The organism is Rhodococcoides fascians A44A (assembly GCF_000760735.1).
In the GTDB taxonomy this organism is placed as follows: Bacteria; Actinomycetota; Actinomycetes; order Mycobacteriales; family Mycobacteriaceae; genus Rhodococcoides; species Rhodococcoides fascians_E.
This window is the reverse complement of sequence record NZ_JMEX01000004.1, coordinates 112,931-129,528: the sequence shown is the minus strand read 5'-3', so window position 1 is coordinate 129,528 and position 16,598 is coordinate 112,931. Positions and strand designations below refer to the sequence as shown.

Sequence of the window (16,598 nt, the reverse complement as noted above, 5' to 3'; positions counted from 1 at the left end):
GCCCGCCCGCGGACCCCTCGGTGTCGATCCGGGATTCGGCTGTGCCGGGGCGATGCGACATGATAGGGGGGTGAGTGACGACCGCCCGACCGATTCGACGAGCTCCGACCCGCACCGCGATCAGAAGGCCGAACCCGACGACACCGTGGTGTCCGGCACCGACGCAGACCCTGCCACCGGTGTGGCACCGAAGCCGCTGCGTACCAGGATGCTGGTCCTGATCGCCGTTGTCGTCCTCGCGTTCGACCTGATCACCAAAATCGCGGCCGTGCACTGGATCAAGCCGGGCAACCCGGTGGAGATCATCGGCGACGTCGTCACACTTCGGATGGTGCGTAATCCCGGCGCAGCGTTCTCGATGGCCACCGGCATGACCTGGCTTCTGACGATCGTCGCGGTATGCGTCGTCATCGGGGTGATCCGGATCGGCCGTACCCTTCGCTCTCCGTGGTGGGCTCTCGGCCTCGGACTCGTGCTCGGCGGGGCTCTCGGGAATCTCATCGACCGGTTCTTCCGATCGCCCGGACCGCTGCAGGGACACGTGGTCGATTTCGTGTCCATCGGATGGTGGCCGGTGTTCAACGTCGCGGACTCGTCGATCGTCTGTGGGGCGATACTCCTCGTCGCGCTGAGCCTGTTCGGATTCGAACCGAACGGTGAGCGGGCCACCACGTCGAAGAAGAATGCCGCAGCGAGCACCGACTCGGGAACGGCGGGACAGAAATGAGGGAATCGCGTTCCATGCCGATTCCCGACGGCTTGGACGGCATGCGGGTCGATGCGGGCGTCTCGCGGCTGCTGGGTCTGTCCAGGACGGTCGCGGCGACTCTCGCCGAGGAAGGGTCCGTCTCCGTCGACGGGTCGGCACTGGGGAAGTCGGATCGGTTGTCGGCGGGTGCGTACTTGGAGGTGCTGCTTCCCGAACCTGCTCGCGCGCTGACCATCGAAGCGGAGCCGGTCGAGGGCATGGAGATTCTCTATGCGGACGACGACATCGTCGCGGTCGACAAGCCGGTCGGGGTCGCGGCGCACGCGAGCGTCGGGTGGACGGGACCGACGGTGATCGGTGGGCTTGCTGCAGCGGGGTTCCGAATTTCCACGTCCGGTGCCCATGAGCGGCAGGGCATCGTGCATCGCCTCGACGTCGGGACGTCGGGCGTGATGGTCGTCGCCACGAGCGAGCGCGCGTACACGGTGTTGAAGCGGGCGTTCAAGCAGCGCACGATCGAGAAGCGTTATCACGCGCTCGTGCAGGGCCATCCGGATCCGAGCAGTGGCACCATCGACGCACCGATCGGTAGGCACGGCAGCAACGACTGGAAGTTCGCGGTGCGGGCCGACGGTAAAGCGAGCATCACGCACTACGACACCATCGAGGCGTTCCAGGCGGCCAGCCTGCTCGACGTGCACCTCGAAACCGGTCGGACTCATCAGATTCGCGTTCACTTCTCCGCATTGCGGCACCCGTGTTGCGGAGACCTCACCTACGGCGCCGACCCGAAGCTCGCCGACCGTCTCGGCCTGGAACGTCAATGGCTGCACGCCAAGACACTCGGATTCGCGCATCCGTCGGACGGTCGGTGGGTCGAGATCGAGAGCAAGTATCCAGCTGACCTCGAGCACGCACTCGAGGTGCTGCGCGCGGCATGACGCGGATGTCGGGTGCGGCAACGGCCGCGGCGACGGTCCTGGCCGCGGTGGTTCTGCTGTTCGCCCTCGGAACCGCGAATCCGGTGCCCCGGCCAGGGGTGAACACCGACACCCTCGGTCCGGACACCGGAGAAGCAGTGTCCGAGTACCTGGCGCGGGCGGAGGAGACGCTCGCGGAGGACTCCGCCGACCAGGACTCGGCGGGGAGCAATTCCGAGATGCAGTGGGCGTTGGTGTCGTTCGACGCCGAGGTTGCACCCGCGCGCGCGTACGACGCGGTGCAGGACGTACGGATCGCGCAGGTTCTGCTCCGAGTTCCCTTAGAGCGCGTCCAGACCCAGGTCATCTCCATCGGAGTGCCGGGAACCGAGGCGTCGGTGCTGGGCTCGGCGGCCGTTGCGGGATCGAGACTTCATGGTTCGACCGGGCAGTGGGATCGCCAATCGCAGATCGATGCAGTGTCTTCCGCACGCTTGCTCGAGGGGTGCGAATGTGTCGTCGGACTGATCGTCCGCGGCTCTTCGGAGCAACTCGGAACCGTCGACGCCGGGGACGGGGTTCGGGCGGTCGAGGCCTTGCCCGCGGACGCGATCGCAGGCCGATTCGCCGTGCGCGCCCTACTTCCCGACTATGCGGACGTCGTCGGCCCGCTACCGGACGACGGGCCCGTTCCTACTCCGTGACGTACGCCCGTTCGGCAGCGGTTGCAGGCGCGGCGACACCGTCGGCACGCCGGGCCAGGGCCGACACGCGCGGGGGCCGGACACACCGAGAGCCAGGAATGCTCTGTCGGTTCGAGCGCTTAGAATCAGGTGCACTTCGCGCGCGGACATCTCGGCCCGTACGACCCGGCTCGATCTAGCTCGACCCAGTAGGAGACATCTTCGTGACTGACTCGTTCGTACATCTGCACAACCACACCGAGTATTCGATGCTCGACGGAGCGGCCAAGATTGCGCCGTTGTTCGCAGAGGCGAGTCGGTTGGAGATGACGGCGGTCGGTATGACCGACCACGGCAACATGTACGGCGCGAGTGAGTTCTACAACGAGGCGAAGAAGGCCGGCATCAAGCCGATCATCGGTATCGAGGCGTACATCGCGCCGGAGTCTCGGTTCAACAAGAAGCGTGTGCTGTGGGGTGACCGCAGCCAGAAGTCCGACGATGTGTCCGGTAGCGGCGCGTACACGCACATGACGATGGTCGCGGAGAACGCGACGGGTGTGCGCAACCTGTTCAAGCTGTCCTCTCTCGCGTCCATCGAAGGGCAGTTGGGCAAGTGGGCCCGGATGGACGAGGAGATCATCGCCGCGCATGCGGAGGGGATCATCGCGACGACGGGGTGCCCGTCGGGTGAGGTGCAGACGCGTCTGCGTCTCGGTCAGGACCGTGAGGCGCTCGAAGCGGCAGCGAAGTGGCGTGAGATCTGGGGTCCGGAGAACTTCTTCCTCGAGCTCATGGACCACGGTCTGTCGATCGAGCGTCGGGTCCGTGAGGGTTTGCTCGAGATCGGCAAGAAGCTGCAGATTCCGCCGCTCGCCACCAACGACTGCCATTACGTGACCAAGGACGCCGCGGAGAACCACGAGGCGTTGCTGTGCATCCAGACCGGTAAGACGCTCAGCGATCCCACCCGTTTCAAGTTCGACGGCGACGGTTACTACCTCAAATCCGCCGCCGAGATGCGGGCCCTCTGGGACGATCAGGTGCCGGGTGCGTGCGACAGCACGTTGCTCATCGCCGAGCGCGTCCAGCCGTACGACGATGTGTGGGCCCACCGTGACAGGATGCCGATCTTCCCTGTGCCGGAAGGCGAGACGCAGGGTACGTGGTTGGCCAAAGAGGTCGACAAGGGTCTGGAATGGCGGTTCCCCGGCGGTGTGCCCCAGGAATACCGCGATCGTGCCAAGTACGAGATCAGCGTGATTCTGGAGATGGGCTTCCCGGCGTACTTCCTCGTCGTCGGTGACCTCATCGCACACGCCCGCGACGTCGGTATTCGCGTCGGTCCCGGCCGAGGCTCGGCCGCGGGTTCTCTCGTCGCGTACGCGATGGGTATCACCAACATCGATCCGCTGCCGCACGGTCTGCTGTTCGAGCGGTTCCTCAATCCCGAACGTGTGTCGATGCCGGATATCGATATCGACTTCGACGATCGTCGCCGCGGTGAGATGGTTCGGTACGCGACGGAGAAGTGGGGAAGCGACCGCGTCGCTCAGGTCATCACGTTCGGCACCATCAAGACCAAGGCCGCCATCAAGGACTCGGCTCGTGTCCAGTTCGGGCAGCCCGGATTCGCGATCGCCGATCAGATCACCAAGGCGTTGCCTCCGCCGATCATGGCCAAGGACATCTCGGTCGCGGGCATCACCGATCCGGCGCACGAGCGGTACAAGGAAGCGACCGAGGTTCGTGCGCTCATCGATTCCAATCCCGATGTCGCGACGATCTACAAGACCGCGCGTGGCCTGGAAGGGCTGATCCGTAATGCCGGCGTCCATGCCTGCGCGGTCATCATGTCCTCGGAGCCGCTGACCGACGCGATCCCGGTGTGGAAGCGCGCGCAGGACGGCGCGATCATCACCGGTTGGGACTATCCCTCGTGCGAGGCCATCGGCCTGCTCAAGATGGACTTCCTCGGCCTACGCAACCTCACCGTCATCGGTGACGCCATCGACAACATCAAGAGCAACCGCGGGATCGAACTCGACCTCGACACGCTGGGGCTCGATGACCCCGCGACGTACGAATTGCTTGCTCGCGGAGACACTCTCGGCGTGTTCCAGCTCGACGGCAGCGCGATGCGTGATCTTCTGCGACGAATGCAGCCCACCGGCTTCGAGGACATCGTCGCCGTTCTGGCCCTGTATCGGCCGGGACCGATGGGCATGAACGCCCACAACGACTACGCCGACCGCAAGAACGGTCGTCAAGAGGTCAAGCCCATCCACCCGGAGTTGGAAGAGCCTCTCGCGGAAATCCTGAAGGACACGTACGGCCTCATCGTGTACCAGGAGCAGATCATGCAGATCGCGCAGAAGGTCGCCGGGTATTCGCTCGGACAGGCCGACATTCTGCGTCGCGCCATGGGTAAGAAGAAACTGTCGGTGCTGGAAGAGGCGTACGCAGGATTCCGTGAGGGAATGCTGGCCAACGACTTCTCCGAGCCCGCGATCAAGGCCCTGTGGGACACTATTCTTCCGTTCGCCGGATACGCGTTCAACAAGTCGCACGCAGCCGGATACGGTCTGGTGTCCTACTGGACCGGCTATCTCAAGGCCAACTACCCCGGCGAATACATGGCCGGTCTGCTCACCAGCGTGTCCGACGACAAGGACAAGTCCGCCATCTACCTGGCGGACTGCCGCAAGCTCGGGATCACCGTCCTGCCCCCGGACGTCAACGAATCCGAACTCAACTTCGCGTCCGTGGGCAAGGACATCCGGTTCGGTCTCGGCGCGGTCCGCAACGTCGGCACCAACGTGGTGGCCTCGATCATCAGGGCACGCGAGGAGAAGAGCAAGTACACCGACTTCTCGGACTACCTGAACAAGATCGATGCGACGGCCTGCAGCAAGAAGGTCACCGAGTCGCTCATCAAGTCGGGTGCGTTCGATTCGCTGAATCATCCGCGCAAGGGCTTGATGCTCATTCACGCCGACGCCATCGATTCGGTCATGGGCACGAAGAAGGCCGAGGCAATCGGACAGTTCGATCTGTTCGGCGGAGAGGACGCCGACGAGTCGATTTCCGCGGTGTTCAATGTTCGTGTCCCCGAGGACGAGTGGGAATCGAAGCACCGATTGGCGCTCGAGCGCGAGATGCTCGGCCTGTACGTGTCCGGCCACCCGCTGCTCGGCGTCGAGCACATGCTCGCGGCCCAGTCGGACACCAACATTCCTGCCATTCTCGAAGGCGATGTCAAGGACGGTACGCAGGTCACCATCGGCGGCATCCTCGCGTCGGTGAACCGCCGGATCAACAAGAACGGTCTCACGTGGGCGTCGGCTCAACTCGAGGACCTCGTCGGCGGAATCGAGGTTCTGTTCTTCCCGCAGTCCTACTCGGTGTTCGGCGCCGACGTGACCGAGGATTCGGTGGTTCTCGTCAAGGGGCGCGTGTCGGTACGTGACGATCGAATCTCCCTGATCGCCAACGACCTTGCTGTGCCGGACCTCTCGGCGGTCGGTGTCGCGAAGCCTCTCGCCGTCAGCCTCCCGACCCGTCAGTGCACGGCCGACAAGGTCGGAGCACTGAAGCGGATTCTGAAGAGTCACCCGGGCACGTCCGACGTGCATCTCCGGCTGGTCAGTGGGGACAAGGTGACGGCGATGAAGCTGGACGACAGTCTGCGGGTCACGCCCACGTCGGCTTTGATGGGTGACTTGAAGGCGCTGCTCGGACCAGGCTGCTTGGCCGGCTGATGCACGCTCGGTGACCGAGAGTCACATTCGGTCACCGAGCGTGCGTGATCACCGGTTCACAGCAGGTGCGGCTAGCAAAGGATGCGTGAACGCTATCGGCGGACGGTCGCGCGGCGTTCGGCGAACAGCAGCGTCCACCACGTAACGACGGTGGCCGCAGCACTGGTCAGTACTGCCACCTGCAGCGACGTGGTGAATGCCAGAGCGCCGAGAAACACGAGGGCTCCGAGCACGAGCGCCTCGACCTTGTAGACCGGCCAGGCGGTCCCAGCGATGTCGACGGTATCGACATGAGTGCGCCGACGCGGGGTGGTGCTGGGAAGTGCGTAGGTCATGACGCTGACTCCTTCGGCAGTGCTGTTCTCCTACGTCAGGGTATACGCACAGAAGGATTCGGTCCACCGAACTTCTCTGTTCGATGTGCGTGTGCACGGTCGGTGGCGCGCCGGGCGGTACAGGTGTTGACTCGAGTGCATGCCATTGACAGGAGAGTACGAACCCAGCACATCCGATTGGGCACGCGAGCAGGCCGAACTGCTCGAAGGGTCCGGCGGTACCGAGGGCACCACGATGAACGGAATGCCAGTCATCTTGCTGACGACGCGCGGCAACAAGTCCGGCAAGCTGAGAAAGACGCCGCTGATGCGCGTCGAGCACAACGGGGAGTACGCGGCCGTCGCCTCGCTGGGCGGCGCGCCGAAGAACCCGGTCTGGTACTACAACGTGAAGGCCGAGCCGCTCGTGGAGTTGCAGGACGGAACCGATCGTGCCGACTACATCGCCCGTGAGGTGACGGGGGAGGAGAAGGCCGTGTGGTGGGAACGCGCCGTCCAGGCGTACCCCGATTACGCGGATTACCAGACGAAGACCGACCGCGAGATTCCCGTGTTCGTACTGTCGAGAGCATAGAAGGAGCCCGAAGAAATTGAGTACCGAGACTGTCGCCGATCAGATCGTCGGCCAACTGATCGAGGCCGGTGTCCAACGCATCTACGGAATTGTCGGCGACAGTCTCAACCCGATCGTCGACTCGGTACGACGCAGTGGCGGTTCGAAGGCGGGTGGCATCGATTGGATTCACGTTCGCCACGAGGAAGCCGCCGCCTTCGCCGCTGCCGCCGAGGCGCAGTTGACCGGCAAGCTCGCAGTCTGTGCCGGTTCGTGCGGGCCGGGCAACCTGCACCTCATCAACGGCTTGTACGACGCGAACCGATCGGGCGCGCCGGTGCTGGCCATCGCGTCGCACATTCCCAGCGTGCAGATCGGCTCCGGATTCTTCCAGGAGACGCATCCGGACCGGTTGTTCGTGGAGTGTTCGGTGTACGCGGAGTTGGTCAGTACGCCCGAACAGGCTCCGCGAGTGGTCCACTCGGCGCTGCAGCATGCCGTCGGCAGGTCGGGCGTCGCGGTGGTGACGTTGCCCGGGGACATCGCGGACGAACCTGCGGCGCGCTCGGCGCCCGCGTACGTCCGCGTACGTCCGCACCGGCAGGCCAGCGCTGGTGCCTGCGGACGAGGATGTTCGAGCGCTGGCCGGCGCCATCGACGAAGCCGACACGGTCGCGATCTTCGCCGGAGCGGGTGTCCGGGACGCGCGGCCCGAGTTGCTCGAACTCGCCGAGAAGGTGGGTGCTCCGATGGGGCACTCGTTGCGCGGTAAGGAGTTCGTTCAGTACGACAACCCCTTCGACATCGGGATGACCGGACTTCTGGGGTACGGGGCTGCTCACGACGGTATTCACGACGCGGATCTGCTGATCCTGATCGGCACCGACTTCCCGTACGACCAGTTCCTGCCGGACGAGGTACGCACCGCCCAGATCGACAGCGCCGCCGAGAACCTCGGACGCCGAACCAGCGTGGATCTGGCCGTGCACGGCGACGCGAAGAGCACGTTGGCCGCGTTGCTTCCGCTGGTGCAGCGCAAGGACGACCGTGGGTTCCTGGACCGTACGCTGGAGCGTCACCGCAAGCTGATGACGAAGGTCGTGGGCGCGTACACCAAGCCGGTGGGGCAACGCACTCCCATACACCCGGAATACGCGGCGTCCATCCTCGACGACCTCGCGGCGGCCGACGCGATCTTCACCGCCGACACCGGCATGTGCAACGTCTGGACCGCCCGCTACCTGAACCCGAACGGTCAGCGGCGCTTCATCTCTTCGGCGTTGCACGGATCGATGGCCAACGCTCTACCGCACGCGATCGGTGCGCAGGTGGCGTTCCCGACGCGCCAGGTCGTGTCGGTGTCGGGCGACGGCGGATTGTCGATGTTGCTGGGCGAACTGGTGACGGTGGCGATGTACAAGTTGCCGGTCAAGATCGTCGTGTTCGACAACTCGACGCTCGGCATGGTGAAGCTCGAGATGCTCGTCGACGGTATCCCGGACTTCGGCGTCGACGTGCCTGCGGTCGACTACGCAGCGGTCGCGGCAGCGCTGGGGATCTTCTCCAAGAGGATCGTCGAGCCGGGTGATCTGGAAGCAGGCCTTCGCGCTGCGCTCGAACACGACGGCCCCGCCCTGGTGGACATCGTCACCGACCCGAATGCGTTGTCTCTGCCCCCGACCATCACCGGCCAACAGGTCAAGGGGTTCGCTCTCGCGATGTCGAGGATGGTGATGAACGGAGGCGTCGGGGAAGCCGTGCAGATGGCGAAGTCGAATCTCCGGAACGTGCCGTTGCCGTCTCAGTTCTCGCCGCGAGGCTAGTCCCGATTGGTCGAGCACCCGCCGCTGGTGGCAGCATAGGTGGGTGTCCAACTCGCCTGACGTCTTCGCGCCCAGCACCGGTTCGTTCGCAGTGACTGCGGATGACATCGACATCGCTGCGCAGCGCATTGCGAAGGTCGTGGCCACGACGCCGTTGCAGTACTGCGAGCGGCTGTCCCGGGAGACCGGTGCCGTCGTCTACCTCAAGCGCGAGGATCAGCAGATCGTCCGGTCCTACAAGATCCGCGGTGCCTACAACCTGATGGCCCAGCTCACACCCGAGGAGCTCGCAGTCGGTGTCGTGACGGCGAGTGCAGGCAACCACGCGCAGGGTGTCGCGTTCGCGTGCCGGGCGATGCAGGTGCGCGGCCGAATCTACGTGCCCGCCAACACGCCCAAGCAGAAGCGGGACCGCATTCGAGTGCACGGCGGGGATTTCGTCGAGTTGATCGTCACCGGTGACACGTTCGACGCCGCCGCGGCAGCGGCCGCCGCGGATGTCGTGCGCACCGGAGCGACCATGGTTCCTCCCTTCGACGACGAGCGGACAGTGGCCGGGCAGGGCACGATCGCCGCGGAAATCGTCGAGCAACTGGGTTCTGCACCGGACACCGTCGTCATGCCGGTCGGCGGCGGGGGATGCATTGCCGGAATCTCGACCTATCTGCGTGAACGCGCACCGGGTACGGCGCTCGTCGGCGTCGAGCCGTCGGGTGCGGCGTCGATGACGGCGGCGTTGGTGGCCGGGGGTCCGGTGACGTTGTCCGACATCGACCCGTTCGTCGACGGCGCTGCCGTGCGCCGGATCGGTGACGTCCCGTTCGAAGCGCTGCGTTCGCTCGGCGCCGAGGTCGTGTCGCACGCGTCGTTGCCGCTGGTGGCGATGCCGACGTTCCCGTCGCGCGATGAGGGCGCGGGCCCATTTCTGATGACACAGATCGACGAGGGTGCAATCTGCACGGCGATGCTCGAGCTCTATCAGAACGAGGGCGTGATCGCCGAGCCGGCGGGGGCGCTCAGTGTGGCGGCGTTGACGCAGATCGCGGTGGAGCCGGGGAGCACCGTCGTCTGCCTGATATCGGGCGGCAACAACGACGTCTCGCGGTACGGCGAGATCCTCGAACGGTCACTCGTTCACCTCGGTCTGAAGCATTACTTCCTCGTCGACTTTCCTCAGGAGCCCGGTGCCTTGCGCCGTTTTCTCGACGAAGTCCTGGGGCCCGACGACGACATCACTCTGTTCGAGTACGTGAAGCGGAACAACAGGGAGACGGGCGCTGCGTTGGTCGGCATCGAGCTGGGCGTGGCCAGCGGCCTGAGTGCGCTTCTCGAACGGATGCGGGCCTCCGGGTTGACCGTGGAGCAGCTCGAGCCGGGTTCGCCCGCGTATCGCTACTTGACCTGATCCGACCCGAGCAGGCGCTCGACCACTTTCCGGTGGAGGTCGGCGTCGACGGGCGGAAGTTCGAGCAGGGCGCCGAGGTAGATTCCGTCGCCGACCAGGCGCACGATCTCGGCGTGCACCTCGTCGGGTATCTCGGTGCGCAGGCTCTCGTCCCACAGTCGCATCATGTCGATGACCGCCTGATGGATCTCGCCGGGGTTGCCGTCGACGCTGCGGAGGGCGGCGAGGGTCGATCTGTACAGCGCCACCTCGTGCTCGGCGATGCCCTCGGGCGGTTGCAGGTACCACCGCGCGACGGTGGTACCGCCTCGCTCGGCCTCGGCACGTTGTAGATCGGCCTGCTCGCCGAGGCGTCGAACCATGGCCGCGATCATCGCGTCCTTGGTCTTGAAATGGTAGAGAAGGCCGCCTTTGGAGACGTCTGCCTTGGCTGCGATGCTTTCCAGGGTGACCTTCGTGACTCCTTGATCGAGGAGCATCTCTTCGAGGGCGTCGAGAATGCGATCGCGTGTGTCGGATGCCATGTGCGTCACCCTACCCAATTTCGCTTTACCGGCTGGACGGTTCACTGCTACTCTCGGTCGCTGTACCGGCTGGACGGTTCAGTCGAGGGTGAGAGCATCGAGGAGTGACGAAGTGAAAGACATCAGCGTCGGACCCGCCGCGCAGGCGCAGACCCAGCGGGCGACGCCGAAAGACTGGCTCGGTCTCGTCGTACTGGCGTTCGCGGTTCTCTTGATCGCGGTCGACGGTACGGTCCTGGACCTGGCGCTACCGTTCATCAGCTCGGATCTGTCACCGTCGAGCAACCAACTTCTGTGGATCATCGACGTCTACTCGTTCGTACTGGCCGGCCTGCTCATCACGATGGGCACTCTCGGGGACCGGATCGGACGACGGAAACTCCTGCTCATCGGTGCTGCCGGATTCGGAATCGCGTCCGTCGTCGCGGCATTTGCCACCAGCCCGGAAATGTTGATTGCCGCTCGCGTGCTGCAAGGTGTCTCGGGCGCGACCTTGATGCCGGCCACTCTCGGTCTGATCAGGACGATCTTCACCGATCCCCGCCAACGTGTCATGGCGATCGGTGTGTGGGGCGCAATGGCAGGCGGCGGCGCAGCGGCCGGACCACTGGTCGGCGGATGGTTGCTCGAGCACTTCTGGTGGGGCTCGGTGTTCCTGATCAACATCCCGGTGATGCTCGCGTTGATCGCATTCGGTCCTCTCGTGATACCGGAATCGAAGGATCCGAACCCCGGCACGTTCGACCTGATCAGCTCGGGATTGTCGATGGCCGCTCTGGTTCCGTTGGTCTACGCGGTCAAAGAGACCGCGGCCCACGGCATATCCGCCGTCAACGTCGGCGCGGCACTGGTCGGTGTCGGTGCAGGCGTTCTGTTCGTCCGGCGGCAGAGGCGGCTCGACGACCCGATGATCGACCTACGGCTGTTCTCCAACCCCGCCTTCTCGACGGCGGTGTTCACGAACTTCCTGTCGGTGTTCGCGCTGGCAGGCGTGCTCTTCTTCGGCGCCCAGTATCTTCAGCTCGTGCTGGGCAACAGCCCACTGGAAGCGGGCTTGCTACTGCTGCCAGGCACGGCGTCGAGCATCGTGACGTCTCTGGTGGCCGCGTACCTCGTCCGTATCTGGTCTCCGGCAACGGTGCTCGGCGCAGGACTTGCCGCTGCTGCTGTCGGTGCTGCCGTGCTGTTCGGGCTACGCGTCGACAGCGGCCCGGCATTGTTCATCATCGGCTTCGTTCTCGTCGGCGCGGGCGCGGGCACGGCACTGACGTTGACGTCGGACCTCGTCGTCAGTTCCGTCCGTCCCGAACGCGCCGGTGCGGCGTCCGCCGTGTCGGAAACGGCATACGAGTTGGGGATCGCGCTGGGCGTGGCCGTTCTCGGCACCGTGGTCATGTCCTACTTCCGCCGAGGGCTCGACGTCTCCGGCCTCGATTCCGAGCGCGCGGCGTCCGCCCAGGAGACACTCGGCGGCGCGGCTGCAGTCGCGCGTGACCTCCCGGCGGAGCTGGGAACGGCCCTGACCGAGTCGGCGCATGCAGCGTTCGTTCAGGGCATGCACACGGCGTCGGTGGCGACGGCCGCCGTCATGGCAGCGACCGCCGTCTACGTCGTCCTTCGGCTCCGCCGCAAGTAGAAACAAGCTCGGCTCCGCCGGAAGTAGAAACAAGCTCGGCTCCGCCGGACGTGACAACCGAGCCTCGGCCGCGTTGCTCAGGACGTTTCGAGCACCGCGAACGAGTGACCTGGAACGCGTGTGGCGGAGCCGGTGTCGTTCGACGTCGGCTCCTCCCACGACAGCACGGTGCGACCCCCGACCGGAACGGTCACCGTGGAATCGGACAGGTTGCACACGACGGCGAGCGATCCACGGTGCAGCACGATCCACTGCTGGTCCTCGTCGTAGTCGACCTTCAGATTCGGAAGCCACGGATCGGTGAGTTCGGGCCGCGCACGCCGCAGCGACAACAGATCCCGGTAGACGGTCAACAGCCGGGCATGATCTCCGGTGCCCAGTTCTGTCCACTCCAACTTGGACCGGAGGAACGTGTCCGGGTCCTGCGGATCCGGGATGTCTTCTTTGTCCCAACCGTGCTCGGCGAACTCGGATTTGCGGCCCTCGGCCGTCGCTTCGCCCAGCTCGGGTTCCGGATGCGAGGTGAAGAACTGGAACGGGGTCGACGCGCCCCATTCCTCGCCCATGAACAACATGGGTGTGTACGGAGAGGTGAGAACCAGTGCGGCTTTCACGGCCAGCTGACCCGGGCTGAGGTAGAAACCAGGCCGGTCACCGACGGCTCGGTTACCCACCTGGTCGTGCGTGGTGGTGTACGTGACGAACGAGCTCGCCGGGACTCGGCGCGTGTCGAGCGGCCTGCCGTGGGTTCGACCCCGAAACGTCGAGTACGTGCCGGCGTGGAAGAAGCCCTGGCGCAACGTGTTCGCGAGCCCCTTCAGCGATCCGAAGTCGCCGTAGTACCCCTGACGTTCACCGGAGACAGCAGCGTGGATTGCGTGGTGGATGTCGTCGTCCCACTGCGCGTCGAGCCCGTACCCGCCGCCGGAACGCGCGGTCACCAGCGTGGGATCGTTCAGGTCGCTCTCCGCGATCAGCGTCAGCGGTCGGCCGAGGTGCGCCGAGAGCCGACGGGTGTCGACGGCCAATTCCTCGAGGAGATGGACGGCGGTGTGATCGACGATGGCGTGCACCGCGTCGAGCCGTAATCCATCGATGTGGAACTCGGAGAACCAGCGCAGAGCATTGTCGATTGCGTACCGACGCACCACACCGGACTGAGCTTCCGCGTAGTTGATGGATTGCCCCCAGGTGTTGGCGCCCTGCGTCATGTACGGGCCGAACCGTTCCAGGTAGTTGCCGGACGGACCGAGGTGGTTGTACACCACGTCCAGCACCACCGCGAGGCCGCGAGCATGGCACGCGTCGACGAAGCGCTGCAGACCGTCGGGGCCGCCGTATCCCTCGTGAACGGTGTACCAGAGCACACCGTCGTACCCCCAGTTGTGGGTACCGTTGAATCCGTTCACCGGCATGACCTCGACGAACGTCACGCCGAGGTCCACGAGGTGGTCGAGGCGTTCGATCGCCGCGTCGAACGTACCCTCGGACGTGAACGTTCCGATGTGCAGTTCGTAGATCACCCCACCCGGCAGTTGACGACCGGTCCACGACGAGTCCGTCCAGCCCGACGGATCGAGCGTGTGCAGCTGAGACCGCGCGTGCACGCCGTCCGGCTGCCGCGGCGACCGAGGATCGGGAATCACCGCCGGATCGTCGTCGAGGACGAAACCGTACCGGGCATCGGGGGAGGCGTCGACGTCGGCGTGCCACCAGCCGCCGTCACCTCTGGTCATCGCATGGACGGTGCCGTTCACGTCCACGCGCACCGTGGTGGGGGTCGGAGCCCAAACTTCGAAACGATGGGTCATGCGTCACGTTCTCCTGACGTATCGCTCACGGTGATCTCACGCACGAGCACAGCAACGGGCAAGGACGACAGCAGTGTGTCGGCCTTGACTACGCCGTGGTACTCGTTGTCGGTCAAACGATCTCGCCACCGGCCCGCCGGCAGTGCAATCGTCGTCGACCCCCAGCTGCCCGAATCGAGCCCGAGGGAATGTCGGGTGGCGACGGCGATCACGTCCGCGGCTCCAGCAACGGGGCCACGGGCGAATCCCACGATGTGCGCTGCTGACGAACCTTGCGCGTACACCGGCGCGTACTTTCCGCCGACGAAGCTGTCCGGGCGTTCACGCCTCAGGTGCAGGGACTCGCGGACGACCGCGAACTTGGCCGATCCGGACGAGTCCACCACCGTCGACGACGGAGCGGACAGATGCCGACGTCGAACGTCGTAGTCGATCAACCGACGGTTGTCCGGGTCGACGAGCGAGTCCTCCCAGAGCTCGGTGCCCTGGTACACGTCGGGCACTCCCGGTCCGAGCAGATGGAGCAGTTTCTGGCCGAGTGCGTCACTTCGTCCGTGTGGGTCGAGCCGTGCGACCAGCATGGTCACCGAGTCGGCGACCGAACCGCTCATCACGGAGTCGAGCCACGAATGCACCGATGCCTCGAACGCCTCGTCGACGTCGGTCCATCCCGTACGGGTGCCGGCTTCACGCATGGCCTTCTCCGCGTACGCGTGGATTCGCTCGCGTAGTTCGGCGGAGACGACGCCGTCGGCGGGCCACACTCCGAACAGGTTCTGCCACAGGAACAGTCCGGTCGCACCGTCCGGACTCGGGGCGACCTCCTCCCAATCCGAGATGCACCGCGACCACAGTTCCGGTGTCTGCGACAGCACCCCGATTCGGGCCCGCACGTCCTCGCCGCGTTTGGTGTCGTGAGTGGACAGTGTCGTCATCGCCGCGGGCCACCGAGCCGCTCGCTCCGCATTCGCAAGATGGAACTGAGCGGGGGAGATCCCGAACTCCGCCGGGTCACCGCCGACCTCCTGCAGCGAGATCAACCGAGCGGCGCGGTAGAACAAGCAGTCCTCGACACCCTTCGCCGTGACCGCACCGCACACCTGCTCGAACCGCACCGCCGATTCGCCGTCGGCGATCAGCGCAGCGGTCACCGCATCCAGTGCGTCGACCAGGGCGGGTTCGGCGGCCCCGACGTCGCCGACGACTCGGCCGACCGTCCCGGCCAGCGGCCCGTAGTCCGACCGGTAGTACGGCATCCGGGCCACCACGGCCACGATCGCCGCGGTGATCGACTCGAACGGTGCGTCCGAACCGGACTCGCGCACGACAGCGCGCGCCAGCCGCCTGACCTCCGGAGCCAGATCGCCCTCGGCGACAGCAGTTTTCAAGTCGCGCTCCGCGGCATGCAACCACTGCGCGTCCCCCGGCGCTCCGCCCCGCGAACGAGACAGCTCGGTGAGAGCCTCGGCACCCGACGGATCGACGAAGACACCGCCGAGATCGGCCAGAGCGTCGTATCCGGTGGTTCCGTGCACCGGCAACGCGGGATCCAGTGGCTCGCCGCGCGCCAATATCTTCTCGATCACCAGCCAACGATCGGGGCCGATGAGTTCGCGGAGCTCGGTGAGGTAGCCGGCGGGATCGGCCAATCCGTCGGGGTGGTCCACGCGGAGACCGTCGACCAGCTCGTCGGTGATCCAACTGGCAACCTGGACGTGCGACGCGGTGAACACGTCGAAGTCCTCCTGCCGAAGACCGGCGAGGCCGTTGACGGAGAAGAAACGCCGGTACCCGACGAGACCGGACTTCCAGTCGACGAGGCGATACGCCTGCGCGGCATGGACTGCCTCGGCGTCCTCGGTGCCGACTCCGTCAGGGATGGTGCCGGGTCCGTCGGAGAGGGTTCCGGCGGCGATGGGGAATCGGTGCTCGTAGTACGCGAGCAACGGCGTGTCTCCGGACCGGTCGATCGTCAGGGCCGCGGTGTCGTCGGCCGATCCGAGGACGGGCAACGCAATCTTTCCGTCGGCTCCGTTCTCCGACGCCCAGTCGATGTCGAAGTACGAGGCGTACTCGGAGGCCTTCCCCTTGGACAGCACGTCCCACCACCACGCGTTCTGCCGCGGATCGTCGACGCCCACGTGATTGGGCACGATGTCGACGATCACGCCCATGCCACGCGAATGCAGTTCAGCGACCAGCGCTTCGAAGCCTTCGCGCCCACCGAGCGGTGCGGACACCGAGGTGGGGTCGATGACGTCGTACCCGTGGGTCGAGCCGTCGGTGGCTTCGAGGATCGGCGACAGGTATGCATGGCTCACGCCGAGATCGTCGAGGTAGCCGACGATCCGGCGGGCGTCGGCGAAGGTGAACCCGTCCCCTCGCAGTTGAAGTCGATACGTACTCGAGGGAATCGGCCGCGGGGGATGGGACACTGG

At 65.5% G+C, this 16,598-nt stretch carries 11 protein-coding genes and 1 pseudogene; 8 read left to right on the top strand and 4 right to left on the bottom strand.

Features of this window, described 5'->3' with window-relative positions:
• Positions 1-208 precede the first annotated feature (208 nt).
• From lspA to dnaE, 4 genes are all read left to right on the top strand, one after another.
• Entirely contained in the window at positions 209-727 is a 519-nt protein-coding gene (lspA, locus tag BH95_RS01575) for a signal peptidase II (RefSeq protein WP_230594098.1), read from the top strand.
• Positions 724-1,650 carry an RluA family pseudouridine synthase gene (locus BH95_RS01570; RefSeq protein ID WP_020111985.1) on the top strand — a complete coding sequence of 309 codons (927 nt, stop codon included), beginning with the start codon at positions 724-726 and terminating at the stop codon, positions 1,648-1,650. The genes lspA and BH95_RS01570 overlap by 4 nt, the downstream gene beginning before the upstream one ends.
• The gene (locus BH95_RS01565) at positions 1,647-2,333 is read left to right on the top strand and encodes a hypothetical protein (RefSeq protein ID WP_037180744.1); all 687 of its coding nucleotides are present in this window, start codon (positions 1,647-1,649) and stop codon (positions 2,331-2,333) included. The genes BH95_RS01570 and BH95_RS01565 overlap by 4 nt, the downstream gene beginning before the upstream one ends.
• A gap of 203 nt (positions 2,334-2,536) precedes the next feature.
• Positions 2,537-6,073 carry a DNA polymerase III subunit alpha gene (gene dnaE, locus BH95_RS01560; RefSeq protein WP_019665901.1) on the top strand — a complete coding sequence of 1,179 codons (3,537 nt, stop codon included), beginning with the start codon at positions 2,537-2,539 and terminating at the stop codon, positions 6,071-6,073.
• 92 nt (positions 6,074-6,165) lie between these two features.
• Here the strand turns inward: dnaE and BH95_RS01555 are convergent, their stop codons facing one another.
• Complete coding sequence (locus BH95_RS01555) at positions 6,166-6,408, bottom strand: hypothetical protein (protein ID WP_037180741.1); 243 nt, start codon at positions 6,406-6,408, stop codon at positions 6,166-6,168.
• A gap of 139 nt (positions 6,409-6,547) precedes the next feature.
• Here BH95_RS01555 and BH95_RS01550 point away from each other — a divergent pair, with 139 nt between their 5' ends.
• The 3 genes and pseudogenes from BH95_RS01550 (at position 6,548) to ilvA (ending at position 10,189) form a co-directional block, all read left to right on the top strand.
• Complete coding sequence (locus BH95_RS01550; RefSeq protein ID WP_019665899.1) at positions 6,548-6,982, top strand: nitroreductase family deazaflavin-dependent oxidoreductase; 435 nt, start codon at positions 6,548-6,550, stop codon at positions 6,980-6,982.
• Between the two features lie 16 nt (positions 6,983-6,998).
• Positions 6,999-8,784 (top strand): annotated as a pseudogene (locus BH95_RS01545) (pyruvate dehydrogenase).
• A 43-nt stretch (positions 8,785-8,827) separates the two neighbouring features.
• The gene (ilvA, locus tag BH95_RS01540) at positions 8,828-10,189 is read left to right on the top strand and encodes a threonine ammonia-lyase IlvA (RefSeq protein ID WP_020111988.1); all 1,362 of its coding nucleotides are present in this window, start codon (positions 8,828-8,830) and stop codon (positions 10,187-10,189) included.
• Here ilvA and BH95_RS01535 read toward each other — a convergent pair.
• Positions 10,177-10,713, bottom strand: coding sequence for a TetR/AcrR family transcriptional regulator (locus BH95_RS01535; RefSeq protein ID WP_037180739.1), 537 nt, complete (start codon positions 10,711-10,713; stop codon positions 10,177-10,179). The two genes, ilvA and BH95_RS01535, sit on opposite strands and share 13 nt — an antisense overlap.
• Positions 10,714-10,825: 112 nt before the next feature.
• Here BH95_RS01535 and BH95_RS01530 point away from each other — a divergent pair, with 112 nt between their 5' ends.
• Positions 10,826-12,349 carry an MFS transporter gene (locus BH95_RS01530; RefSeq protein ID WP_019665895.1) on the top strand — a complete coding sequence of 508 codons (1,524 nt, stop codon included), beginning with the start codon at positions 10,826-10,828 and terminating at the stop codon, positions 12,347-12,349.
• Between the two features lie 77 nt (positions 12,350-12,426).
• On the opposite strand, the gene treZ is transcribed toward BH95_RS01530, so the two are convergent.
• Positions 12,427-14,160, bottom strand: coding sequence for a malto-oligosyltrehalose trehalohydrolase (gene treZ / locus BH95_RS01525; protein ID WP_052059939.1), 1,734 nt, complete (start codon positions 14,158-14,160; stop codon positions 12,427-12,429).
• Complete coding sequence (gene treY, locus BH95_RS01520) at positions 14,157-16,595, bottom strand: malto-oligosyltrehalose synthase (RefSeq protein ID WP_037180733.1); 2,439 nt, start codon at positions 16,593-16,595, stop codon at positions 14,157-14,159. The genes treZ and treY overlap by 4 nt, the downstream gene beginning before the upstream one ends.
• Positions 16,596-16,598: the final 3 nt, after the last annotated feature.